The organism is Vibrio sp. A37, assembly GCF_059777565.1.
In genome coordinates this window covers 1-22,964 of record NZ_JBLNLI010000021.1, presented here as the reverse complement: position 1 = coordinate 22,964, position 22,964 = coordinate 1, and the positions used below count along the sequence as shown (strand labels likewise).

General features: G+C 41.7%; 19 protein-coding genes. 7 read left to right on the top strand and 12 right to left on the bottom strand.

The features are described 5' to 3' along the window. Positions 1 to 24: 24 nt before the first annotated feature. The gene (gene prlC, locus ACM2FC_RS20950; RefSeq protein WP_498483002.1) at positions 25 to 2,067 is read right to left on the bottom strand and encodes an oligopeptidase A; all 2,043 of its coding nucleotides are present in this window, start codon (positions 2,065 to 2,067) and stop codon (positions 25 to 27) included. A 193-nt stretch (positions 2,068 to 2,260) separates the two neighbouring features. Then, positions 2,261 to 2,767, bottom strand: coding sequence for a hypothetical protein (locus ACM2FC_RS20945; protein WP_498483001.1), 507 nt, complete (start codon positions 2,765 to 2,767; stop codon positions 2,261 to 2,263). A 289-nt stretch (positions 2,768 to 3,056) separates the two neighbouring features. On the opposite strand from ACM2FC_RS20945, the gene ACM2FC_RS20940 reads away from it, so the two are divergent. Continuing rightward, positions 3,057 to 3,896, top strand: a complete 840-nt coding sequence (locus ACM2FC_RS20940; RefSeq protein WP_498482999.1) for a 23S rRNA (adenine(2030)-N(6))-methyltransferase RlmJ — start codon at positions 3,057 to 3,059, stop codon at positions 3,894 to 3,896. Positions 3,897 to 3,932: 36 nt separating this feature from the next. Further along, positions 3,933 to 5,315: a glutathione-disulfide reductase gene (gene gorA, locus ACM2FC_RS20935; protein WP_498482997.1), complete on the top strand. Its 1,383-nt coding sequence runs from the start codon at positions 3,933 to 3,935 to the stop codon at positions 5,313 to 5,315. Between the two features lie 80 nt (positions 5,316 to 5,395). Here gorA and ACM2FC_RS20930 read toward each other — a convergent pair whose 3' ends face one another. Continuing rightward, positions 5,396 to 5,917 carry a cytochrome b gene (locus ACM2FC_RS20930; RefSeq protein WP_498482995.1) on the bottom strand — a complete coding sequence of 174 codons (522 nt, stop codon included), beginning with the start codon at positions 5,915 to 5,917 and terminating at the stop codon, positions 5,396 to 5,398. Between the two features lie 336 nt (positions 5,918 to 6,253). On the opposite strand from ACM2FC_RS20930, the gene ACM2FC_RS20925 reads away from it, so the two are divergent. Continuing rightward, complete coding sequence (locus ACM2FC_RS20925) at positions 6,254 to 7,255, top strand: WavE lipopolysaccharide synthesis family protein (RefSeq protein WP_498482993.1); 1,002 nt, start codon at positions 6,254 to 6,256, stop codon at positions 7,253 to 7,255. A 149-nt stretch (positions 7,256 to 7,404) separates the two neighbouring features. Here ACM2FC_RS20925 and tsgA read toward each other — a convergent pair whose 3' ends face one another. Further along, on the bottom strand, positions 7,405 to 8,604 hold the full coding sequence (gene tsgA / locus ACM2FC_RS20920) for an MFS transporter TsgA (RefSeq protein ID WP_498482991.1): 1,200 nt from the start codon (positions 8,602 to 8,604) through the stop codon (positions 7,405 to 7,407). Between the two features lie 443 nt (positions 8,605 to 9,047). Between tsgA and ACM2FC_RS20915 the strand changes: the two genes are divergently transcribed. The 3 genes from ACM2FC_RS20915 (at position 9,048) to ACM2FC_RS20905 (ending at position 11,448) form a co-directional block, all read left to right on the top strand. Beyond that, positions 9,048 to 9,761, top strand: coding sequence for a carbonic anhydrase family protein (locus ACM2FC_RS20915; protein WP_498482989.1), 714 nt, complete (start codon positions 9,048 to 9,050; stop codon positions 9,759 to 9,761). Positions 9,762 to 10,112: 351 nt separating this feature from the next. Further along, positions 10,113 to 10,664, top strand: coding sequence for a helix-turn-helix domain-containing protein (locus ACM2FC_RS20910; RefSeq protein ID WP_498482987.1), 552 nt, complete (start codon positions 10,113 to 10,115; stop codon positions 10,662 to 10,664). Next, positions 10,630 to 11,448, top strand: coding sequence for a VUT family protein (locus tag ACM2FC_RS20905; protein WP_498482985.1), 819 nt, complete (start codon positions 10,630 to 10,632; stop codon positions 11,446 to 11,448). Before ACM2FC_RS20910 ends, ACM2FC_RS20905 begins: the two co-directional genes overlap by 35 nt. A gap of 72 nt (positions 11,449 to 11,520) precedes the next feature. Here the strand turns inward: ACM2FC_RS20905 and ACM2FC_RS20900 are convergent, their stop codons facing one another. From ACM2FC_RS20900 to ACM2FC_RS20890, 3 genes are all read right to left on the bottom strand, one after another. After that, positions 11,521 to 13,140, bottom strand: a complete 1,620-nt coding sequence (locus ACM2FC_RS20900) for a peptide ABC transporter substrate-binding protein (protein ID WP_498482983.1) — start codon at positions 13,138 to 13,140, stop codon at positions 11,521 to 11,523. A 97-nt stretch (positions 13,141 to 13,237) separates the two neighbouring features. Then, positions 13,238 to 13,834 carry a cysteine dioxygenase gene (locus ACM2FC_RS20895; RefSeq protein ID WP_498482981.1) on the bottom strand — a complete coding sequence of 199 codons (597 nt, stop codon included), beginning with the start codon at positions 13,832 to 13,834 and terminating at the stop codon, positions 13,238 to 13,240. 300 nt (positions 13,835 to 14,134) lie between these two features. Further along, on the bottom strand, positions 14,135 to 15,031 hold the full coding sequence (locus tag ACM2FC_RS20890) for a response regulator (protein ID WP_498482979.1): 897 nt from the start codon (positions 15,029 to 15,031) through the stop codon (positions 14,135 to 14,137). A gap of 110 nt (positions 15,032 to 15,141) precedes the next feature. On the opposite strand from ACM2FC_RS20890, the gene ACM2FC_RS20885 reads away from it, so the two are divergent. Beyond that, positions 15,142 to 15,939, top strand: coding sequence for a chromosome partitioning protein ParA (locus ACM2FC_RS20885; protein WP_498482978.1), 798 nt, complete (start codon positions 15,142 to 15,144; stop codon positions 15,937 to 15,939). Here ACM2FC_RS20885 and ACM2FC_RS20880 read toward each other — a convergent pair. The 5 genes from ACM2FC_RS20880 to ACM2FC_RS20860 all read right to left on the bottom strand — a co-directional run bounded on the left by ACM2FC_RS20880 (position 15,911) and on the right by ACM2FC_RS20860 (position 22,287). Then, positions 15,911 to 16,828, bottom strand: coding sequence for an SPOR domain-containing protein (locus tag ACM2FC_RS20880; protein WP_498482977.1), 918 nt, complete (start codon positions 16,826 to 16,828; stop codon positions 15,911 to 15,913). The genes ACM2FC_RS20885 and ACM2FC_RS20880 overlap by 29 nt on opposite strands. Before the next feature lie 133 nt (positions 16,829 to 16,961). Then, positions 16,962 to 17,900 (bottom strand): ABC transporter permease, encoded by a 939-nt coding sequence (locus ACM2FC_RS20875; protein ID WP_498482975.1) that lies wholly within the window; start codon positions 17,898 to 17,900, stop codon positions 16,962 to 16,964. Positions 17,901 to 17,904: 4 nt separating this feature from the next. Beyond that, positions 17,905 to 18,882 carry an ABC transporter permease gene (locus tag ACM2FC_RS20870; RefSeq protein WP_498482974.1) on the bottom strand — a complete coding sequence of 326 codons (978 nt, stop codon included), beginning with the start codon at positions 18,880 to 18,882 and terminating at the stop codon, positions 17,905 to 17,907. 67 nt (positions 18,883 to 18,949) lie between these two features. Then, positions 18,950 to 20,503, bottom strand: a complete 1,554-nt coding sequence (locus ACM2FC_RS20865; protein WP_498482972.1) for an ABC transporter substrate-binding protein — start codon at positions 20,501 to 20,503, stop codon at positions 18,950 to 18,952. Positions 20,504 to 20,571: 68 nt separating this feature from the next. Beyond that, complete coding sequence (locus tag ACM2FC_RS20860) at positions 20,572 to 22,287, bottom strand: dipeptide ABC transporter ATP-binding protein (RefSeq protein ID WP_498482971.1); 1,716 nt, start codon at positions 22,285 to 22,287, stop codon at positions 20,572 to 20,574. Positions 22,288 to 22,964 lie beyond the last annotated feature (677 nt).

Here is a 22,964-nt window from a genome sequence, read left to right as displayed (position 1 = left end):
TCTTTTTTGTTAGATCAGATACGTTTAAGCGCTAATACCAGAATGTCTTAGCAAGGCATCTATTTGTGGCTCACGGCCTCTAAAGCGTTTGAACAGTTCCATCGGCTCTTCACTGCCACCCATTTCTAGAATGTTGTTCAAGAAGCTCTTCCCGGTTTCTTTGTTAAAGATACCGTCTTCTTCAAACTTTGAGTACGCATCAGAAGAAAGCACTTCAGCCCATAGGTAACTGTAATACCCTGCACTGTAACCACCTGCGAAGATATGGCTAAAGCTGTGTGAGAAGCGGTTCCACTCTAAGCTAGGCAACACAGCGACTTTCGACTTCACATCAGCCAGTGTTTCTAATACTTTCGGGCCAACTTCAGGGTCAAATTCTGTGTGAAGCGTGAAATCAAACAAACCAAACTCAAGCTGGCGCAGGATGAACATCGCCGATTGGAAGTTCTTCGCTGCTAGCATTTTATCCAGCATCTCTTTTGGCAACGGCTCACCTGTTTCGTAGTGACTAGAGATAAACGATAGCGCTTCCTCTTCCCAGCACCAGTTTTCTAGGAACTGACTTGGTAGCTCGACCGCATCCCAAGGTACACCATTGATACCAGCTACCGCGCCGCTGTCGATCTGAGTCAGCATGTGGTGAATGCCATGGCCAAATTCATGGAATAGTGTCACCACTTCGTTGTGGGTAAACAGTGCTGGTTTGTCTCCAAGTGGCTTATTGAAGTTGCATGTTAGATACGCCACTGGCGTTTGCAGTTTACCGTCAAGTGTGTTTCTTCGGCCACGACAGTCATCCATCCAAGCGCCACCACGTTTGTGCTCACGCGCGTACAAATCTAGATAAAAGCTACCACGGTGTTCGCCGTTACTATCGGTAATATCAAAAAAGCGCACCGATTCATGCCAAGTGTCGATACCATCACGCTCAGTAACGGTCATGCCAAAGACACGATTGACAACTTCAAACAGCCCTTTGACGACCTTGCTTTCAGGGAAATAAGGACGCAATTCTTCATCAGAGATTTGGAAAAGATGCTGCTTCTGTTTTTCGCTGTAATACGCGATATCCCAAAGCTCTAACGAATCAACACCAAACTCGCTATTGGCAAATTGGCGCAGCTGTTCTACTTCTCTCTCCCCCTGAGGCTTGGCTTTCACCGCTAAATCATTTAAAAATGACATAACTTGAGACGGATTCTCAGCCATTTTGGTTGCCAGTGACTTTTCGCTATAAGAGTTAAAGCCAAGCATGCGGGCAATCTCATGACGAAGCTTTAGCTGCTCGGCGATGATTTCTGTGTTGTCCCATTTACCAGCCGTTGGACCACGATCCGACGCGCGAGTGACGTAGGCTTCATAAAGCTCTTTACGTAACTCTTGGTTATCGCAATAAGTCATTACTGGCAGATAAGACGGAATATCTAGCGTGAGTAAGTAACCATCCAACTCTTTTGCTTCTGCCGCCGCTTTTGCAGCAGCAAGCGCAGATTCTGGCATACCCGCCAACTCTGCTTCATCCGTCACATGTTTTGTCCAGCCCATAGTGGCATCCAGCACATTGTTGGAAAACTGAGAGCCGAGCTCCGACATGCGTTTACTGATTTCACCATAGCGATGCTGCTCGTCAGCTGGCAGCCCAATACCCGAAAGCTCAAAATCGCGCAGAGAATCGGTGATGGTCTTTTTCTGCGCTTGGGTGAGAGTGGCAAACTCTTTACTGGCTTTCATCGCCTTGTAAGCTTCGAATAAACCTTTGTGCTGCCCAACCCAAGTTCCATACTCAGAAAGCAGTGGCAAGCAGCTCTCATACGCTTCACGCAATTCATCGCTATTGACCACAGAATTCATATGGCTGACTGGTGACCACAAACGACTTAGTTTGTCGTCCACTTCTTCGATTGGGGCGACTAAGTTGTCCCAAGTAGGGTTCGAGTTGTCTTGTAAAACTTGTTCAATCTTAGCTCGACAATCGGCAATTGCTGATTCAACGGCAGGTTTAACGTGTTCAGGTTTAATTTCCGAAAAAGGAGGAAGATCGGTGAAATCAAGAAGCGGGTTCGACATAAGGCGTTCCTTCTAGCTAGTGCAAGCGGGAGAAAATTGAATATAACTAGTTAATATAGGTAACTTAGCTCAATTTCAATCCCACCCTACGACTTACATTAAATAACTGTGGTTGATCTCTTGAGGTAGCAGAGCCGGGTTACGTGTTTTTGCTTCTCGCAAAGAACGCTTGCAGGACAAATCTACTAAACTTTCAAAATTTTGTACTGAAGTTAATTACGGCAATACCTGGTAAAAGAACGCCAAATGCAATTGCCGTACTATGAGAAAAAGAATATTCAAAATAGTGATTTATATAAGGAGCAAACCCCACCCCAGTGACTTGTTTGACTTTGGAGTACACCCCTTCATCACCACAGGATGAAAAATCATCAAAGAAAAACTCTCCAGCATATAAGTAGCTTCCCTTGAATCTCCAGCCGTTATTGAAGTGAGCCCATTCATAATCCAACCCAGTGGCGAAGCATCGATTATCCTGACTATTTTTAAACGTTCCGATCAGAAAATTATGCTTTGGCGTTAAGTCATATCCGATAGAGAAAAATTGATTCCCAAAGTGCTCAGTTCCATCATAATCAGGATCATAGGCATGATAGACATAAGAAAGGTACTTAATTTCGAATCTATTTATTTGGCTTGCAAAAGCAAAAGAAGGAGAAACAAATGAAATAAAACACAATATAAAGACAAAGCGAGCCATAGTTGCACAAAAACCTTGTAGATTAAATCCTTATCACTACATAGCTCCAATCTACATCACCTGGGATACACTTTTCAAAATAGTTACTGAAACACTCATAATTCTGGGAGATGTGTGAAGCAGTTGGCTACTTTTAGCGCTACCCCCACTCTCTACTTGCTGTCTTTTCTTTCACTTCAGAGCTAAATGTGGCGACAATAACACCGTTAGTTTGGTGATGGGTCATTTGGGTATATAATGCTTGCAATTCCACCAGCACACGCTAACGCTAGCGTTATGAGAGATAACATTGCTGAGCTACCGACACAGTTTTCATGCGGGCAACCACGCTGACGTAATCAAGCACATTGTACAAAGTTTGATTCTTTCCTCTTTGCAGCAAAAAGAAAAACCTTTTGTATATCACGATACTCATTCCGGTGTTGGCCGCTATGACCTAAACCACGAATGGTCTGAAAAAACAGGCGAATATAAGCTGGGCATTGGTCGATTGTGGGACGCAGCAGATGTCCCTCAAGAGCTAGAAAGTTATCTAGAAGCAATAAAAGACTTAAATGAAGAACAGGCATTGCAGTATTACCCTGGCTCACCAAGAGTCGCACGAGCTCACCTTCGCAAGCAAGATCGCATGGTATTAACTGAACTTCATCCGAGTGACTATCCTCTGCTGCAGCAAGAGTTTCATCGCGATAGGCAAGTCTCAATCTTCAAAGAAGATGGTTTTCAACGGTTAAAAGCTAGCTTACCTCCCAAAGAACGACGTGGCTTGGTTCTTATTGATCCACCATACGAACTAGCAAAAGAATATCGCGATGTCATACAAGCTATCTATCAAGCCTACAAGCGCTGGGCAACAGGGATTTATGCTATCTGGTATCCGGTAGTGAATCGCTGTGATATTGACGATATGATTGAATCAATAAAAGGGCTAGGCATTCGCAAAATTTTACAGATTGAGCTAGGTGTTACCCCAGATACCAACGAACGTGGCATGACAGCTTCAGGCATGATTGTGATTAACCCTCCTTGGAAGTTAGAACAACAAATGCAGACTATCTTGCCATTTCTCAAGAACACAATAGCGCCAGCGACTGGGCATTACACATTGGACTGGGTTGTTCCTGAGTAATTCGCCCCAATCTAACTAGAAAGTACGACAACGATTATGGAGATACCTGTTTTGGAGAAGAAAGCAGCAACGCATTTTGATTATATATGTATTGGTGGTGGCTCAGGTGGTATTGCATCAGCAAACCGAGCAGCAATGTACGGCGCAAAAGTTGCCTTAATTGAAGCTCAAGACCTTGGTGGAACCTGCGTGAATGTAGGCTGTGTGCCAAAGAAAGTGATGTGGCACGGAGCTCAGGTTGCAGAAGCGATGAACCTGTACGCGGCTGATTACGGCTTCGATGTGGACGTGAAAGACTTCAACTGGAGCAAGCTGGTTGAGAATCGCCAAGCGTATATTGGCCGTATTCACCAATCTTACGATCGCGTGCTGGGCAACAACAAAGTCAATGTGATTAAAGGCTTTGCTAAGTTTGTTGATGCTAAAACCGTTGAAGTGAACGGTGAGCATTACACTGCAGACCATATCCTAATTGCCGTTGGTGGTCGCCCAACTATTCCAAACGTACCGGGTGCTGAATACGGTATTGATTCAAACGGTTTCTTCGATTTAGAAGAGCAACCAAAACGTGTTGCGGTTGTTGGCGCGGGCTACATTGCTGTTGAAATTGCAGGCGTTCTTAGCGCTCTAGGCAGCGACACTCACCTATTCGTTCGTAAACAATCTCCTCTGCGTAGTTTTGACCCAACGATTGTCGAAACGCTCACTGAAGTAATGAACGCAGAAGGCCCGACTCTGCATACTCACTCGATTCCGAAAGAAGTGGTTAAAGAAGCAGACGGCAGCCTGACTCTACATTTGGAAAACGGCAACAGCCAAAACGTTGATACTCTTATTTGGGCGATTGGTCGCCACCCAGCGACTGACGCAATTAATCTCAACGTCACTGGCGTAGCAACTAACGACCGTGGCTACATCAAAGTTGATGAATACCAACAAACCAACGTAGACGGTATCTACTGTGTCGGTGACATTATGGAAGGTGGAATTGAGCTCACTCCTGTTGCGGTAAAAGCAGGTCGCCAGCTTTCTGAGCGTTTGTTTAACAACAAACCTGAAGCCAAAATGGACTACGACTTAGTTCCAACCGTAGTATTCAGCCATCCACCAATTGGCACCATTGGTCTAACCGAACCAGAAGCAATTGAGAAATATGGCGAAGCAAATGTAAAAGTTTACTCGTCTGGCTTCACGGCGATGTACACCGCTGTCACTCAGCACCGCCAGCCATGCAAAATGAAGTTAATTTGTGCTGGTAAAGACGAAAAAGTCGTTGGATTACACGGCATCGGCTTTGCTGTTGACGAAATGATTCAAGGCTTTGGTGTTGCAATGAAGATGGGCGCGACAAAAGCCGACTTCGATTCAGTGGTTGCTATCCATCCTACTGGCTCCGAGGAATTTGTTACTATGAGGTAGCCCCTCTCCAACCCCATTAAGCATCTGCTTTACCAAATGTGTTTTGATAAAGCAGATTGCTCTCTCAACCTTTACCGCCTCTACTGCATCATCCGCTTCAAAGTATCATCTTTCACAATATGGTGATGATAAACTGCCGCAAGCGCATGAACCCCTATCAGGAAATATCCCACATTGGCAATATATTCATGAACCGCCTTTATATCTGAATAAGTCGCCTTGTCTGGAATGGTGAGTGCAGACACGTGGATGCCGAAAAAATCCCACTGTTTACCACCAATAACCATTCCGACTACACCTAATACCGGCAGCGAGAAAAAACAAACATACAGTATCTTATGCATCAAAGAAGCCAGTGTCTGCTGCCATTTGGGAGGCTTTGGAACAATACTAGGTAATTCATGTTTGTTGTAGAAGTAAATGCGAACAGCCATAACAACAAACACCAATACACCCGCATTAAAGTGGATAAGTTTAAAGTCGTTGTGCCAAGGGTTGGGTTTTGGAATAAATCCTTTTAATTCAATAGCTGCGTAAGTAACGGCTATAAGCGCTAAGCTCAACCAATGTAAGACGATTTGGTGTCGAGAATATCTTTGCATAGTAAGTTTTGTATCTATTAAAGGGGAAACAATCTGAATTAAAGGTGGGAATGATAATGATTATCAAAAAAATATCTAGATGTGAATAGGCCCATATCTATGCAAGGCAGTCAGTTTTATGCAATTTTACGTTTCATTAATATTAAAAATAATTAGTATAGGTAGCTGAACCACTAACATTTTCATTAAAATAGACATGCAAAATCTTTCTTTTTATTGCAAGATTTTGAGATACACATTCCACAAAAAGTACTTTTTTGATACAATTCATTTGCAATAGTTATCCCTTCTGCGCCTCTAGATTGGCGCTATCGCCAGTGAGTTGTAGGTGTCAAAGTGATTTTCAAGAAAGATATAACGATCGTTTTCCAAGGTCCTGTAGTCAAGGACATTACGGCAAAGTCAATCATTAAAGCTAAGGAATTATTTCCTGAAAGCCCAATAATTCTTTCAACTTGGGAAGGTGAATCCACTTCAGATATTGAAGTATCGAACCTGATATTTAGCAAAGATCCTGGAACAACTGTTATTTCTTACGGAAGAGATAACCGCAAGCACACGGCTAATGTAAATAGACAAGTGGTGTCCACAAGAAACGGCCTCAAAGCGGTAGAAACAAAGTATGCTGTCAAAATAAGAACTGACAATATTTTGCACAAGGATGAATTTATTCATTTTATTGATAAATTCCAAGAAAGAGATGATTCGTACTCAATATTTGAAAATCGCATTGTCTCTTCATGTTACTTCGCGACGGAGTTTGTCAAAGGTCTTACTGCGCCTTATTTCTTTTCAGATTTTTTCCACTTTGGCTTAACTTCAGATTTGATAAAGCTATGGGATATTCCCTTGTTTGAAGATTATATATTCGATGAGTCCTTGTCAGGGAAGTTTCAACATAAACATTATCCCATGAGGCGACCTTTTGTAGAACAAAACTTGTGGGTCTCATGTCTAAATAAAAACACAACTGAATCACATAACTTTGTTGATAGGTTTGGTACGAGAAAAGATGTAAAGGACTCTTATAGCTACCTAATAAACAATTTAATTGTTCTAGATGGCCATATGATAGGGCTTGAAGTTCCAAATCGACTTCGTCGGAAAAATAAACTCCCTGTTGAATTTTATAGCCATCGTAGATGGACATGGCTATATGAAAAACGTTTCCAATTAAAAAACACGATACCATTATTTTTTAAAGCTAAATGGTATTTTGGTCGTACGTTTGATTACCTGTTTTCTGGATTACGGTACCAAATAAAACAGCCATTTATGTTACGCAAAAAAAGAAAATTCGACTCAAATGTCGAGCTAATACCCCAGCAAGTAGACTAACAATTAGTTTTGCCCCTACTTATCATATTGAGGGCGATCCTTATATCGAGCTTCTACGCACCATCAGTTTGAATCACTTACCTCCAAGTTATCTTTAGGGGGCAAATAGATAATATTATCTATTTGCCCCCTAAAATTTACCCCATAACTTAATGCGCAAACTCACCTTCAACTTGCGAGTTTACTTTGTGCTTGGTAAATAGCCCTAATGTTAAGCAAGCAACAAATACCACCACATACAACGCATCAGCGGTCATAAGCGCTGCGTGAACTCCTGACGACTGCACGATTGGGCTTGATACCACAAAAGTTAGCATGGTACCTGTTGTGCCGCAGGTCAGAACGAAGTTCACCAGTTTTGGCGAAGCCACTTTAGTCTGTTGGGAAGCTAAAGTAATAATGGTTGTATAGATAGCACTAGAAACAAACCCAAGGGCAATAATCCAATACCCTAAATGAGATACTGCTGTCGACGTATTAAACATATACATAAATACGGTGGCAAGTAGCGATAGCACTAGTACCAGCTTGTGCAAGTCAATATAACGCAATACAAGAGTAAGTACCCACATACCTATCATGTAAGACATCCAGAAACGTGCGACCATAGTACCCGCCTCTTCAACGCTCATCTCGAATGTTTTCTGAACATACTGTGGAACCCAAGAAATGAATACCAGCTGGCCTAGAATGTAGCAAAGGGCTGCTAGAGCTAGGATATAGACACCCACACCCCATTTTTCACCTGTTAATTTTTGGGATTGTTCTGCTTTAGCTTTTTTACCCAATTGTGGAAACTCTGAAATCCGAGTTAGGACGAAAATCGCCACGTAAATTAACCCAATGACGGCATATACCCAATACCAAGGAGCTTGCTTACCTAGCATGTAGCCTGCGATTGCTGGCAGAGCCATACTCGCCATACTGAAAAATGAGTCAGTAAACAAAAGACGAGAGCCACGCTGGCGTCCTTCATATAGTCGAGTGATCAAGAACGTACCGATAGACATGGTGATACCACCCATGACACCAAGCACAAACATACACAGTGAGAAAATCATCAAGCTATGAGTAAGCATCAACGAAATGATCATTAGTATCATTAAGACAAAGCCAAAGTTTAGCTGTCGTTTGAGTGGGATAATATCCATCAACCAAGCATTGAGGAATATTGCTACCAACATACCACCATTCAGGAATGTAAAGGTGTTGCTCATGCTGGATATAGGAATAGAAAAGAAATTAGCCACAGGCTCCATTACAATGCCAGTGACGGCCACTAATGCACCTACAAGGCCATAAGATAGAAAGCTTATCCAAGTAAGCTGAATTCGATTGCGATTATTCATATAGACACCTGAAGTGTAAGATAAATTTAATTAGTTTCACTAAGAATTGCTTAGCGCAATTTCATCATTCAGGCGAATCATTTCTAAGTATTTATTGTTTTTTATCAGCTAGTTAAGCAGATTGACAACCTGAAATATGAGCAAAAAATTCTATTTAACCGAGAAGTAGCTACACGTGATATACATCTCATTCATGTTGAAATATGACTATAAAAAATTGTTAATTACTAAATATGTGTATATCAAACAGAAAGACATGCTGTTTATTACTCAAGATGGGAAATAAATGAAATACGTCGATAGACATATATCCAGCATAAAAATAGAAACCGCATGAATTTGCTAAGACTTGTAAGAGTTTTACAGTTGCTAACATTTGACCACTATTGAGCTCAAAAAAGATACGTTATATCTAGATCATGTAACTAAATGGAGCTTTAATCATGTGTCTAGAATGCCCTTCAAGAAGAAAGTTATTTAAATTATCAGCTGGCATCGCTGCTTTAACCGCAGTTGGCTCTTTACCATCAATTTCCTATGCCGCCTCTTTAACAAAAGAACAGCGCGACAAAATGACACCAGATGAGATTATTCAATCTCTGTTAGATGGTAATAAAAGGTTTGTCTCTGGTGAGGTATTAAATCATGATTATCGAGCCCAGCAAGACACAAGCCAGCATGGTCAGTTTCCTTCTGCTGTAATTCTAAGCTGCATCGACTCGCGCGCCCCAGCTGAAATCATATTGGATACTGGCATTGGAGAGCTTTTTAATGGCCGAGTAGCTGGCAATGTTGCAAACAGTGATATTTTAGGCAGCATGGAGTTTGCCTGCGATGTCGCTGGAGCCAAAGTGGTGTTTGTTATGGGACACACAAAATGTGGCGCCGTGAAAGGTGCAATAGCCGACGTAAAGTTAGGCAACTTAACAGGCCTACTTAATAAAATAAAACCAGCCATTGGGCTGACTGAATATAATGGTGATAGATCGGCAAATAATTATGACTTTGTCGATAAAGTTGCTGCGACAAACGTTAAACTGACCATTGAAGATATAAAGAAAAATAGCCCAACACTAGAAAATTTAGAGAACAACGGTTCGATAAAAATTATTGGTGCCATGTACGATATTACTAACGGTCAAGTTAGCCTTATATAGGCATATATTTTTACCTTCTCAGACTTTTCAAAAAAAGACCCGCTAATGAATAGCGGGTTAAATTCAAATATCGAATACCCGTTGAAGAGGCGGGCAAAGTCAGTTGGCTATGTTCAATACTCTTAGGCTATGAAAGAGCATTGCACTGAAGCATGTCAAACAACTTATGACTCACTTCATGGCATACATTAACATAATGTGTATTTAAAAAAAATACTTTTCAATCGAGTGTGTATTTAAAAACAATTCATTTTTAATGAGTTCAAATCAGTTTTCCGCTACAATCTAACCGTTGTGCTCGTCACAATCAATTTAATAAATATATAACAACCAAATAGATAGACATTAGCAATGAATACTGAAACTGTCGGCGATAGAATAAAAGAAGCACTCTTTATGAGAGGCATGAGTCAAGCCGATCTTTGCCATAAATCAGGCATTGAGCGCGGACACATAAGCAATATAACCACTGGCCGAATTAAGTACCCCCGCAAACATCTAGGAAAAATTGCTGAGGCTTTAGGCGTTTCAGAAAATTGGCTACTCACCGGACAAGGACAAAATAAAGCTCATCAATTTAGTTATCCCATTTTTGCTTTACTCGATCTTCACTTAACTGAAATAGGTTCTTGGCAAACTGAATTAAAAATATCAGAAGATCTAAAAGTTATTGATGATGGCGAAAAATTGCTTATCATTGCGGAACAATTAGGAGAAGGATCTTACTTATTTCATCATTTGGGAAAGCTCATCACGTTATATAGACACGAGTCTTTATCTCAGATTAGTTGGTACCCTACACAACTTGATGATTCTTATACGCTTATAGGGAAAATTATTTCTAGCATTAGCAAAGAGTTAATAGACAATGAGACAATTAAAGCTTGTCATGGTGAAAGATGACAAGGTTCACTATACCAACGAATCTGAATCTTTAACTATTTCAGAAGACGCTGACGCGCTAATAGACAAAGAGCTTATTAAGCTTTTCGATAAAAAAGATCGCACAACGATTCGAGCGGTGAGCCGTCGACACAATCCGAAAAATGAACTGCAGCGTATGAAATGGTATGGTTTTATTACTGCACTCTACATCGGCTTTTTACTGATTGCGATTCCTATGTCGCCGCATACAATAAAAATTCTCGGTACCTACCAACCTGCTGGCATTCTCATTTTCCCGCTGACTTTCGCGATGCTGGATGTAATTAACGCAACCTTGCGCTACGAATATGCGAAAACCACGGTTTATATTGGAGCCACCATTTGTGCCCTTGCCTCACTGATGATTTTCATTTCATTTCATGTTCTGAATATCTCGGGTGAGTACTACAATGTGTTTCACCCTCTAATCAAACTGTATCTGATCAATATGATCTGCGTGCTTACCTCGGATCAATTGAACAACTTTGTGTTCAGAAAACTCAACGACAAATTCTACAATAAGAAGCTGTGGCTTAAGACTCTCGCTTCTAGTGTCATTGGCCAGATTGCTTACACCATTATCTGGATCCTTGCTTTCTTTAATACTGCAGCCAACGGCACTTTGATTCAAAAAATCATCGACAACTACTCGTTCAAGATTGGCTATGCTGTTGTACTCATCCCTGTTACTTACCTATTGGTGTATATTTTCAACACTATGGTAGACAAGAACCTGTCTGTAGAAACTGCGCAAGAAAGCTAATCACTACTCAGCTTTTAAAAAGACCACTCAAATATGAGTGGTCTTTTTTTAGGTACGTAAAATACAAGGCACTTAACTTGTCGGTTCTGCCTTAAAATACAAATCCTTAGAGTAAATTCTGCCTTCTGCATTATCTGTCGGGAAGCCACCAATGTGTGGGTTGACCAGCCGTGCTTGCATATAGTAAAAAATGGGCGCAATTGGCATATCTTGAGACAAGATTTTCTCTGCCTCGTCATAGAGCTCTTGCCGCTTGTTCAAATCTGTTTCCGCGGTCGCTTTAGCAATAATTTCATCGTATTTAGGGTTACTATAGCCACCATAATTACGGCTGTTGCCAGAAGTAAATATAGAAAGGAATGTTGAAGCTTCGTTGTAATCTCCACACCAAGATGCTCGCATAACATCGAAATTACCTTGCTGGCGTGCAGTCAAGTACGATTTCCACTCTTGGTTTTCAAGTGTGATGTTGGCACCCAAACTCTTTTTCCACATCGAAGCAATTGCCACCGCAATATTCTTATGGTTTTCGCTAGTGTTATACAGCAGCTTGGCTTTCATACCTTTTTCATGAGCCGATTCAACCAACTTCTCTGCTTGCTGATCTCTTTTTCGTTGCGACCAATGACTATATTCTGGCTGGGTGGCATGAAAATCAGCCGTATATTTGTGGGCAAAAGTATAAGCTGGGATGTAGCCAACCTTAGTCACATCTTCAGTGATGACATCACGCATAATGCTGTATGAAGCCGCTTTGCGTATCTCCGGATGATTAAAAGGCTCGTGTTTGGTATTGAAAACGTAGTAGTACGTGCAAAGCAACGGCATGACTTGGTATGCATCTTTGTAATCACGCTTCAGCTCATCTGCCATTGAACTTGGTACATCAGAGGTTATGTCGATTTCTCCTGTCCGATATCGATTCATCGCCGACGTTTGGCTTTCAAATGGAACATAGGTAACTTTATTGAGCACCGTATCCTTATTATCCCAATAATGGGGGTTACGGACCATCACTAACCTTTCGTTAATCACCCATTTATCCAGTTCAAATGCCCCATTGGAAACAATATTGGCTGGCTTGCTCCACGCATCACCATACTTTTTAACCACTTTTTGATTTAGCGGCATCATCACCGTATGAGCGAGCATTGGTACAAAATAAGGAACGGGTTTATCCAACGTAAACTGCAAGGTGTGATCGTCTAATGCTTTGACACCCAATGACTCAACAGGCATCTCTCCATCGATGATTTTTCCTGCATTGTGAATACTGGTCATTTTTAGATACCAAGCATTTGGCGAGGCAAACTTGGGGTCGACAGCACGACGAAGCGCAAAAACAAAATCTCGAGCCGTTACGGGATCGCCATTGGACCACTTGGCATCCTTGCGCAAATAGAAGGTATATTGCTGATTGTCTTTGTTCACCCAGCGCTCAGCCACTCCCGGTATGACCTCTCCTTGCCCATTTTGAATGACTAAGCCTTCAAACAAATCTCGAATCACATGCATCTCAGCTAACCCTTCAGCTTGTAGAGGGTCTAATGTTGCAGCTTCTGCATCATTACCTCTAACTAACTCTTGCTTGTTTGCCAGTTGCACACCATTTGGTACCTGGGCAGCAATAATACTGGGAGCGGAAAGTAAAGACGTACCAGCAATTACTGCCGTAAGAATATGTTTCTCCATCAACGTGTTCTTCCTTGATTACATTAGCGAATAACACATTGATAACATAGTTTGCCACAATGGACGGTGATCACGACGAGCTATTCACAAGGCTTGACTATATTTCATAAATCCAAGAACACATGGTTTCTGAGTCAAACCAATCAGTTTCAGAACTTTCAAGCTTGTAGAAGCGAAACTGCTTTAATGGAGGAGAATAAATGTGAATAGTCACCAACGGCTCATTGTTCGCCTGAAGATTGGAAATTTGATGAATATCGTCATCAATGCTAGCGGTAACACTTCCTTCTTCGTATACGTTCGATTCTGTCGCGTAAATATGTTTGTTCGGCGCTCGCTCAAATACCGTCTCGGTTGCTTGTCCAGATAGCACCTTTACGCCACAAGAAGTGCCTAGATGATCGTGTATCTTACTGCGCTGGCCATTGAGCCAACTAAGCATTAAGACCTCGCAGTGTTCATTTTTAAACAGACGCTTGCGGCAATAGGAATCTTCTTTAAATTCAGCCAATCTTTTGATTTCATGATCACTGAGATACAGGTTATCCAACACATAACGAATAGTAGAGATAGAAAGAGGTTTAGTTGTATGTTCTAGCTGTTGAATAAAGTCATGATAAGTCAATGACTCTTCATCATTGAACATTAACGGTAAAACCGAAAGTGACTCTATATTTTCTGACGATTGGCTCATACGACATTCTCCTCTATTACCACGGTCAATCCATTTACCACAAACTTTTCACACCCTGTTTACATAATACATACAAAAATACTACTATCAATAGTTAAAATAGAATTATCCACCCTTAATAAAATCAATTGTGGTAATATTTTTCACGATAAAGAAACAAAAGATACAAACATACCAATCGGTTAACTAGAAATTAGAGTTGCCACAAGAAAGAACCTCAACCATTGGCTGAGGCTTGAAATATGAGAAGTAGAAACATTCAACTTTACTGAAGTGGGGAGCCTTCTGGGTAACTTAGGTTTAAAAAGCGACGAGCGTGACTTTTCCTTGAGCCAACATATCTATCTGACAAGCAAAGTCTAAACGTTTATCGTCGTCTTTGGCATACATGATTTCGAGCTTGTCGAAGTTCTCGGGAATAAAGCTAACGTTTTTAAGCTTCAGGCTACGGCGAGTATGTTTATCGATGAAAGTGATTGCAGACTTATCAAGAACATCTTGGCAAGCATCGATCATGTCTTTTGTAACGTTATTACTATGCACTGCCGCATGCAGTTGTTCATCTGTGATGCTGCCATTGCGCTTGGAAAATGTACATATTGCATACACGTCCAGTAACGCCACAACTTTGGGCTTCTTAAGAACACTGTCTTCAAATACTGCCATCAAACATGGCAATTTACTTTCATCAAATTTCTGCTTTTTTATCGTATTTAAGCGAAGGTTTGGATTGATGGTGCGTTGGATATTTTTCTCTAACTGGGACAGACGAGGTAAGGCCCAGTCATCTTTCGGCCCAGTGTTAGGGCTTGGTATAATCTCACTATCTTCAATACTACGAACTAGCGGCTTTAGTTTTTTGTGTAGATCGTTATCCTCAAAAGGCTTCGATAATACGAAACTCGCTCCCGCCTTTTCTGCTTTACCTATTTCCTCTTTATCATCGACTGTTGTCACCATACCAATCTTGATGCCCATCTTGCGTTTATCTATCTCTTGAACCAGCATTAATCCTGACATATCAGGCATATGCCAATCTGTAAGAACTATTTGTGGGTGCCAACTACCGATGATAGAAAGCGCTTCAACCGCAGTCGAGGCTTTTTGAATGTACAGGCGTCGATAGCTGTACTTTTCTAATGCCCTTCTGACGATTTCTAGTGTTGCTTTACTGTCATCAACAATAAGTACTTTCACAAATATTTATAACCAGCCGCTTTAACCTGTTCAAAGTATAGGCATAAATTTTTGTAACAACTAAACTTATCTCTAAAACATGGAAGATATTTGCTGAGTGGGAGCAAAGAATGGAATGGCAACACTTATTGACAGAAAACGTATTAAAAGCATTAGCCGTTGATTTTGGTTTAATAATATTGGCGGTTTGGTTTTTGATATTGCTGCTAATTCTTAGGGAATTTAGGCAGTTCGCAAAGACAGTCGCAGGTCATGGTGTCGATCAAAAAATGATTACATTAGTGCAAAAATCCGTCGACAATGCTCTTAATCATGTCTCAGAAAATACGAAAACACTCAGCGATTTAGTAGATGTCCAGCAGGCTTTAGAGAATCAAGTGATTACCATTAAACAGTCCGCACCATCGGGACAAATGACTCCAGAAAATCAAGCTGCGCTAGAAGATCTCAACAAAAAACTTAATAAATCTGACTTATTAATTAAAAAACTTAAAGGTGATTTAGAAAGGAGTATTAAAGGACTTAAGCTCACCAAAGACAAACTGTACAGCCAATTCCAAACCGTCGAAGGATTAAAAGCAGAAAAAGAACAACTGCAAAAGAATTTCAGTCAACTAGAACAAGAGTATATCCAAATATCACAAGCTAGCGGCATACAAAAAATTGAGGATGAGAAAAAAGAGCTGATTGCTACTTTAAATCAATACAAAAGGCAGATTGAAGAGCAAGATCAAGCCATCAACCAACTTAAAGAACAAGGCAGTGGTGACGGAAGCTTAGAAATAGAAGCAGTACAAGAAGAGCTCACGCTAGCACAACAGAAACTACAAAACCTGACAAAAGAAAAAGATTTTGTCGAGAAGAAATTTTTAACCTTACTCAAGGAGATCGAAAAGCCAAAGAGCTAATATCCTGCGCCACGCAAACCACGTTAAGCAATGATTCACCGTTCAGTTGGTTAGTTTTACCACTGGTAAACAATCCCTTTTTGTTATCTCCCCAATAGGGGATATAAACTGGCCAAGAGCCATCATTCATGACTTGGGAGCCGAGTAAACGGTTCCATTCAGATTGTGATGGTAACTTCATTCCTAATCGATGGCATACGCTACCTGCCATATCATAACTAAGTCGACTCCAAGGCTTATCATGCTCCATATAGTACTGTTGTGCCTTTTCTCCTAAAAATGGCACTTGATATATAAAGCCTGCGATATTGGCTTGTAAGCGTATTTCCGTATCTGATGGACTCTTCAAACGCATCGTGTCCACCGTATTGAATATCTCTTGCTTAGCTGTAATCGCTAGTTTTCTATCGTTCACAGGCGCTTTCGTCACCTCTGCTCTATTCACTGATTTCTGCTTTGACGCGATTTCTCGAATAAAGGAGTCGCGATAACGTGGGATCTTCTGAATGTTGCTAAGATCAGCTTTAACCTGTTTAAAGCTTTTATATGGGCCAATCAAGCAGCGATATCCTTTACCATCGCGTTTCATCCACACATCTGTTGTTATTTGCTTATAAAGCTTTTTGGCGACACTCAAGCTCATCGGAGCTTCAAGAATGCCACACTGAATCCAAAAGTGTGATTGGCTGTTAACTGGCGCTTTTTTGCCCCACATACCTTTACCAATTGGACATGTCTTGTCTAATACCGCTAACTGCCTGTCAGACGCTTGATTTGCATTACATAAAAATGAATCAACCGCAAAGACACTTGGAGCCCAAAAGGCACCCGACACCATAAACAACATTATCGCTGCGCGGTGCAATAAGGAAGAAAGTTCCATCTTCATAATCATCACCCACTTTGTACATCTATGAGTAAACTTTTTGACGAGTTCTAATAATAAATATACATGCAAAAAAAGAGCCGCGTTTCCACGCGGCCCTTTAATTATCGGCAATATCAGCTAACTCTTTAATCTATTAGCCTTTATAAATTTTCGGGTTAAATACATCCCGTAACCAGTCACCAAGCAGGTTAATGACCAAGACTAAAACAACCAATACAATGCCAGGAAACACTGTTATCCACCAAGACCCTGAAAATATATAGTTAAACCCGATACTGATTAATGAACCAAGTGAGGGCTGATCTACTGGCAACCCCAAACCGAGGAAAGAGAGTGCCGCCTCGGACATAATGGCATTTGCTACCTGAACCGTAGAAATGACTAGAATTGGAGAAAGACAGTTCGGCAGTATATGGCGGAACATAATTCTAGGCGCTTTGAAGCCCATCACTCTCGCCGCTTCAACGTATTCTTTCTTCTTCTCGGCCAAAACAGATGCTCGAATGGTTCGAGCGTATTGTGGCCATTCCGCGACACCAATGATGACAATCAGCATAACCACTGCGTACTGACTATAAAATTCACTGCCAAAGCTTGCTTTGAAGATAGCTGATACAATGATTGCAACCATCATGGTTGAGAACGAGAGCTGAACATCGGCAAATCGCATTAAAAAGCTATCTATTCGACCACCGAAATAACCAGCAGACAAACCAATCACTATTCCTAGAACCAACTGTAAGCCAACGGCGAGGAAACCAATGGTAAGAGACAATCGTGAGCCATATAAGATAGTGGATAAGATATCCCGCCCTTGGTCATCTGTACCCAAAATAAATTGCGACTCTCCGCCTTCCATCCAAGACGGAGGAAGTTCTGAATCCATAATATCAATGGCGGAAAGCTTATACGGATCGGTAGGCGCGATAATTGGTGCGGCAAATGCCAGAACTAAAAACACCATAAATACGGCAAAGCTAACCATAGCCACTTTGTCACGAAGGAAATAATATAGAAAGTCTGATTGTTTAAAGCGCTGCCAACGTGATGGAGCTGTTGCTGCTTGACTCATACGCTTAGGCTCCTTTTCCAGTTAGGTTAACTGTTGGGTTAATAATGCCGTACAGCAGATCGACAATGGTATTGGTCACAACGAAAATCAATCCGACGAAAATAACGTAGGCAGTAATAAGCGGGGTATCAACTCGGTTAATTGCTTCTAAAAATAGGAAGCCAGTACCTGGCCACTGGAAAACAGTTTCAGTCAAAATCGTATACGCCACCATGGTTCCTATTTGTACGCCGCCCACAGTAAGTACTGGCAACATAGTGTTTTTGAGCGCATGCTTATAATAAATCTTCTTCAGTGCGATCCCTTTCGCCTTACTGAACTTAATGTACTCAGAGCTCAATACTTCCACCATTTCAGAGCGGACGAGGCGTATAAATAAAGGCAACATAATTGAAGCCAAAGACACACAAGGCAGTATCAAGTGGGCAAGCCCATCTAAATTAAAATAGCCAGACTGCCAGCCGAATGGCGCGGTAGTCACTCCCCGACCATATGAAGGAAGCCAACCCAACTCAATAGAAAATATGTACATCAGCATTATCGCGGTCAGGAATACCGGGATAGAAATACCGATACTACTAAACGCCATAACAGCTTTAGTAAACCAACTTTTCGGGTGGATAGCGGAATACACGCCAAGAGGAATTGAGAGCACAATAATCAGCACAGAAGCACCGAAAACTAGCTCTAGGGTCGCCACAAGCTTATCGAGAATAACTTCTACAGCTGGGCGTTTAAAAAAGTATGATGTGCCTAGGTCGCCATGTAGCGCCCCAACAACAAACCGAGAATACTTGGTAAAGAATGGATCGTTGAGTCCAAGCTCATCTCGAAGCTGCTGTCTCTCAGCTTCAGAGACTGACTGCCCAACAAGCTCACGCAATGGGTCACCCAGATTATCCTGAATGGCAAACGCCACTAAACTGATCACAAACATCACTATCAGTGCCTGAAATAGGCGCTTGACCAGAAATGAAAACATTTCTTCCCCTTTATAATTTCAATAAAAAAGCCACCCAAAGGCGTGCCCTTAGGTGGCTTCTTAAAGCTTATTTCACAACAAGATCACCGAAATACGGATAGTTCATTGCATTTACAATTGGCTGAATATCTACGTTAGATTTCGCGCCCCAAGCAAGATTTTGCCAATGTAATGGCACGAATGCAGCGTCGTTGTATAAGATGTCTTCCACTTTCTTCAGCATCTCATCACGCTTCGCTGTGTCAGTTTCTACGTTTGCCGCTTCAACTAACTTGTCCACTTCCGTATTGGAATAGTGACCGCAATTGTATTGACCACGACCTGTTTTCTCGTCGCGGGTCATCGTTAAGAACTCAGAGAAGTTTGCTGAATCTTCTGTATCTGAGTGCCAACCAATCATCAACATGTCTGCTGCACACTTATCAAACTCTGGCCAATATTGCGCTTTTGGCATGGTTTTCAAATCAACTTTGATACCAATTTTCGATAGCATTGCCGCTGCAGCCTGAGCAATTTTCGCATCATTTACGTAGCGATTGTTCGGCGCGATCATGGTAATGGTGAAGCCTTTTTCATAACCTGCTTCTTTCATTAACTGTTTGGCTTTTTTCAAATCATAGCGGGGTACTAGGTTTGGATCGTAACCAGCGTAGCCTTTTGGACCTTGCTGACCAGCAGCTGTCGCAAAGCCTTTCATGATTTTATCAACGATACCTTTGTTATTAATCGCATAAACGATAGCTTGGCGAACGCGAGGGTCTTTTAGAGCTTCATTACTATTTTGGTTCATTTGGAACTCAATGATTCGAGTACCAGGTAACGTCACTAAATCAATGCCTTGTGCTGTTGCAACACGCTTATGATCGTTCGGAGCAACTGGTGCAATCACATCCACATCGCCAGAAAGAAGCGCTGCAACTCGAGTCGCATCTTCTTTGATTGGCACTAATGTCAGCTGATCGACGTTACCTTTTGAAGACTTATCCCAATAACCATCAAAGCGCTCAAATACCATTTTTACGCCTTGCTCACGTGATTTAACAGTAAACGGCCCTGTACCAGAGGTGTGAGTAGAAGCAAATGAGTTACCGTGCTTAACGATTTCAGACTTGTCTTTGCCATCGGCTGTTTTGCCCGTATAGAACTTATGATCCATTGGGAAAATATAAGTCGCGGTTTGCAAGACGAGTGGATATACATCTTCGGATACTAAATCGACAGTATAATCATCAACTTTGACCATCTTCACGTAAGGTTCAAAAATCGCTTTAAAGTCTGGTGATTCTTTTAAGCGATCGAAAGTCCATACAACATCGTCTGCTGTGAAGTCGTTACCTGAGTGAAATTTCACCCCTTTGCGAAGATAAAATCGGAAGGTTTTATCATCAACACGCTCCCACTTCTCAGCTAAACGTGGTTCAAAACTTAGATCTTGGGTATAGCGAACCAAAGGGTCAAAAACCATGTGAGACATTTGTAATGTACCACCTGATAGTTGCTCCTGAGGATCCAGAGATACTGGGTCCGCGTCATAGGCGACGGTAATATCTGCTGCCACTGCACCGAAGCTCAAGCTAGCTGCCATCATCGCAGCAGCTAATTTGCCTTTTATGCTTATCATTTGCATAACTCCTTTGCGGGATTAAATCCCTGGTCGTTGTGTTTGCTTTATTGTTTATATGTAGCGGCTTACGCCGTTTTTATTTCTTCTCTTAGGCCAGTAAACTCCGGCATTAGGGAAATAAGTTGCTTGCTGTAATCATGCTCTGGAGTCGAGAACAATTGCTCTGTAGGTGCTACTTCCAATAGGGTACCCATCTGCATCACGCCAACCCGATCGCACATTTGTCTTATTACAGGCAAATCATGGCTTATAAACAGCATAGTTAAGTTCAGCTCATCTTGGAGATCTTTCAGCAGGTTGAGTATTTGCGCTTGAACTGACACATCCAATGCTGATGTTGGCTCATCACAAATAAGCAAGCGAGGTCTAGTTGCCAGAGCACGAGCAATTGAAATCCTTTGTCGTTGGCCACCAGAAAATTCGTGCGGATACTTAACACCAGCCATTTTTCCAAGGCCGACATGCTCTAATAAGTCATTCACGATCTGGCGAGTTTCCATCTCATTTTTAGTCAATTTATGAAAACGAATCGGCTCAGCAATGATGTCTGAGATCTTCATTCTCGGGTTCATCGAGGTGTAAGGATTTTGAAACACCATCTGCATCTGACGACGCAACGGCCTGCGCTCTTTTTCAGATTTCAGTGCTGTTAAGTCAATGCCCTCAAAAGTGACTTTGCCAGAATTTGGCTCGTACAAACCTGCAATAACACGTGCAATGGTAGATTTTCCAGAGCCCGATTCACCGACCAACCCGAAAGTTTCACCTTCAAAAACTTCGAAGCTTACGTTATTAGATGCCTGCACATATTCACGACGACTTTCGAATAAAGAGTCTTTAGTAATAAAGCGTAGATTGACATTTTCCACAGACAACAAAGACCCAGAGTACTCGCGCTGGTCTTGGCTTTGACCAAGCCAGTGGTTTTTAACATCGAGAGGCTCCATTTCGGTTGCCTCTTCTATGTAACTCACCAGAGGAAAGCGATCGAGCTTTACATCAGAGCGTGGAACTGCCGAAATCAAGCTTCGAGTATAGGAATGATCTGGGTCACCGAGAACTTTGCTCGTTGGACCAAATTCAACAAGGTCGCCACGATACATAACTGCTACGCGATCTGTCACATTTGAAACAACCCCCATGTCGTGCGTCACCAACATACAACCTACGTTGTTTTGGATACAAAGTTCACGAATAAGGTTTAGGATTTGGTCTTGGATGGAAACATCAAGTGCAGTAGTTGGTTCATCTGCAATAATTAAATCTGGCTCACCCGCCAGTGCAATGGCAATAACAACACGTTGCCTCATACCGCCAGAGAATTGATGTGGGTATTGTTTTAAACGGTTTTCTGGTTGAGGAATACCGACCTGATTCATTAGTGACAAAGCACGCTTGTAAGCTTCTTCGTCAGAAACTTTCATATTGGCATGAATCGTTTCTTTAAGCTGCTGCTCGACAGTAAACAGAGGGTTTAAAGAAGTCATGGGATCTTGGAAAATAAATCCAATCTTTGAGCCTCGCACCTTGCGCATTTGATCGGCCGTTAAACCAGAGATTTTTTCTCCATCGAGATACACATCCCCGCTTGCAATATGGCCTGGAGGACTAAGCAAATCAATTACCGCATTACCCACCGTGGACTTTCCGGCACCAGACTCACCGACAACACCCACTATTTCACCGCGTTCAATATTGAAAGAAAGAGACTTAACCGCGGCATGAACGCCATGACGAGAGGGATACTCTATACGAAGGTTTTTAACCTCAAGAAGCGACATTTACCAGACCTCTACAGCTGTGTCTGTCAATGGTGTTGATTTAAACGTGCCACAACAGTCTAAAAAATACTTAAACACCATACCATCAACACTATGAATTTATGACTAGTAAATCTGGCAAAAAATTCACAAAAAAGCAACATGAACTCTGTTTTATACGGGATAGGTTAAACAATTAGAGCATTTGTTATTAAATAACTATGCGATTAGTAGACATTTATTCTCATGCGCAAACGATTCATAACGTGGGAATATGCTTAGAGACTATAGGTAGGTGTATGTTTTTAGTTGTTAACAAATAAAAACAGTAATCAAGGATAAAAAATGATTATGCGAACATACAATTAAAATACGCGCCAATCTAAACTGAGACTTAAATCACAACTATTTTGCAACTACAGAGCAAGAAGTCTAATTACCCAAGTAGATAATTCAGTAATTTGAACAAACACCAAAACGAAAAAGCGCCAACATCTCTGTCGAGGTCTTGAATAGTTGGTCGGTGAAGAGGGATCGATCGGACTGGCGCTCCAGCCCCCGACCCTCTGGTCCCAAATCAATATTAGACTTTTCCATACACCAGAACGAGAAAAGCCCCGACATGTCTGTCGAGGCTTTTAATAGTGGTCGGTGAAGAGGGATTCGAACCCCCGACCCTCTGGTCCCAAACCAGATGC

What these genes read in the sequence shown, in the direction of transcription:
- gorA (WP_498482997.1), top strand. Translation starts at nt 3,933, where the DNA reads ATGGAGATACCTGTTTTGGAGAAGAAAGCAGCAACGCATTTTGATTAT.
- ACM2FC_RS20895 (WP_498482981.1), bottom strand. Translation starts at nt 13,834, where the DNA reads ATGAGCCAATCGTCAGAAAATATAGAGTCACTTTCGGTTTTACCGTTA.
- ACM2FC_RS20930 (WP_498482995.1), bottom strand. Translation starts at nt 5,917, where the DNA reads ATGCAAAGATATTCTCGACACCAAATCGTCTTACATTGGTTGAGCTTA.
- ACM2FC_RS20885 (WP_498482978.1), top strand. Translation starts at nt 15,142, where the DNA reads ATGGAATGGCAACACTTATTGACAGAAAACGTATTAAAAGCATTAGCC.
- ACM2FC_RS20860 (WP_498482971.1), bottom strand. Translation starts at nt 22,287, where the DNA reads ATGTCGCTTCTTGAGGTTAAAAACCTTCGTATAGAGTATCCCTCTCGT.
- tsgA (WP_498482991.1), bottom strand. Translation starts at nt 8,604, where the DNA reads ATGAATAATCGCAATCGAATTCAGCTTACTTGGATAAGCTTTCTATCT.
- ACM2FC_RS20865 (WP_498482972.1), bottom strand. Translation starts at nt 20,503, where the DNA reads ATGATAAGCATAAAAGGCAAATTAGCTGCTGCGATGATGGCAGCTAGC.
- ACM2FC_RS20870 (WP_498482974.1), bottom strand. Translation starts at nt 18,882, where the DNA reads ATGTTTTCATTTCTGGTCAAGCGCCTATTTCAGGCACTGATAGTGATG.
- ACM2FC_RS20880 (WP_498482977.1), bottom strand. Translation starts at nt 16,828, where the DNA reads ATGAAGATGGAACTTTCTTCCTTATTGCACCGCGCAGCGATAATGTTG.
- ACM2FC_RS20905 (WP_498482985.1), top strand. Translation starts at nt 10,630, where the DNA reads ATGAGACAATTAAAGCTTGTCATGGTGAAAGATGACAAGGTTCACTAT.
- ACM2FC_RS20945 (WP_498483001.1), bottom strand. Translation starts at nt 2,767, where the DNA reads ATGGCTCGCTTTGTCTTTATATTGTGTTTTATTTCATTTGTTTCTCCT.
- ACM2FC_RS20915 (WP_498482989.1), top strand. Translation starts at nt 9,048, where the DNA reads ATGTGTCTAGAATGCCCTTCAAGAAGAAAGTTATTTAAATTATCAGCT.
- ACM2FC_RS20875 (WP_498482975.1), bottom strand. Translation starts at nt 17,900, where the DNA reads ATGAGTCAAGCAGCAACAGCTCCATCACGTTGGCAGCGCTTTAAACAA.
- prlC (WP_498483002.1), bottom strand. Translation starts at nt 2,067, where the DNA reads ATGTCGAACCCGCTTCTTGATTTCACCGATCTTCCTCCTTTTTCGGAA.
- ACM2FC_RS20900 (WP_498482983.1), bottom strand. Translation starts at nt 13,140, where the DNA reads ATGGAGAAACATATTCTTACGGCAGTAATTGCTGGTACGTCTTTACTT.
- ACM2FC_RS20910 (WP_498482987.1), top strand. Translation starts at nt 10,113, where the DNA reads ATGAATACTGAAACTGTCGGCGATAGAATAAAAGAAGCACTCTTTATG.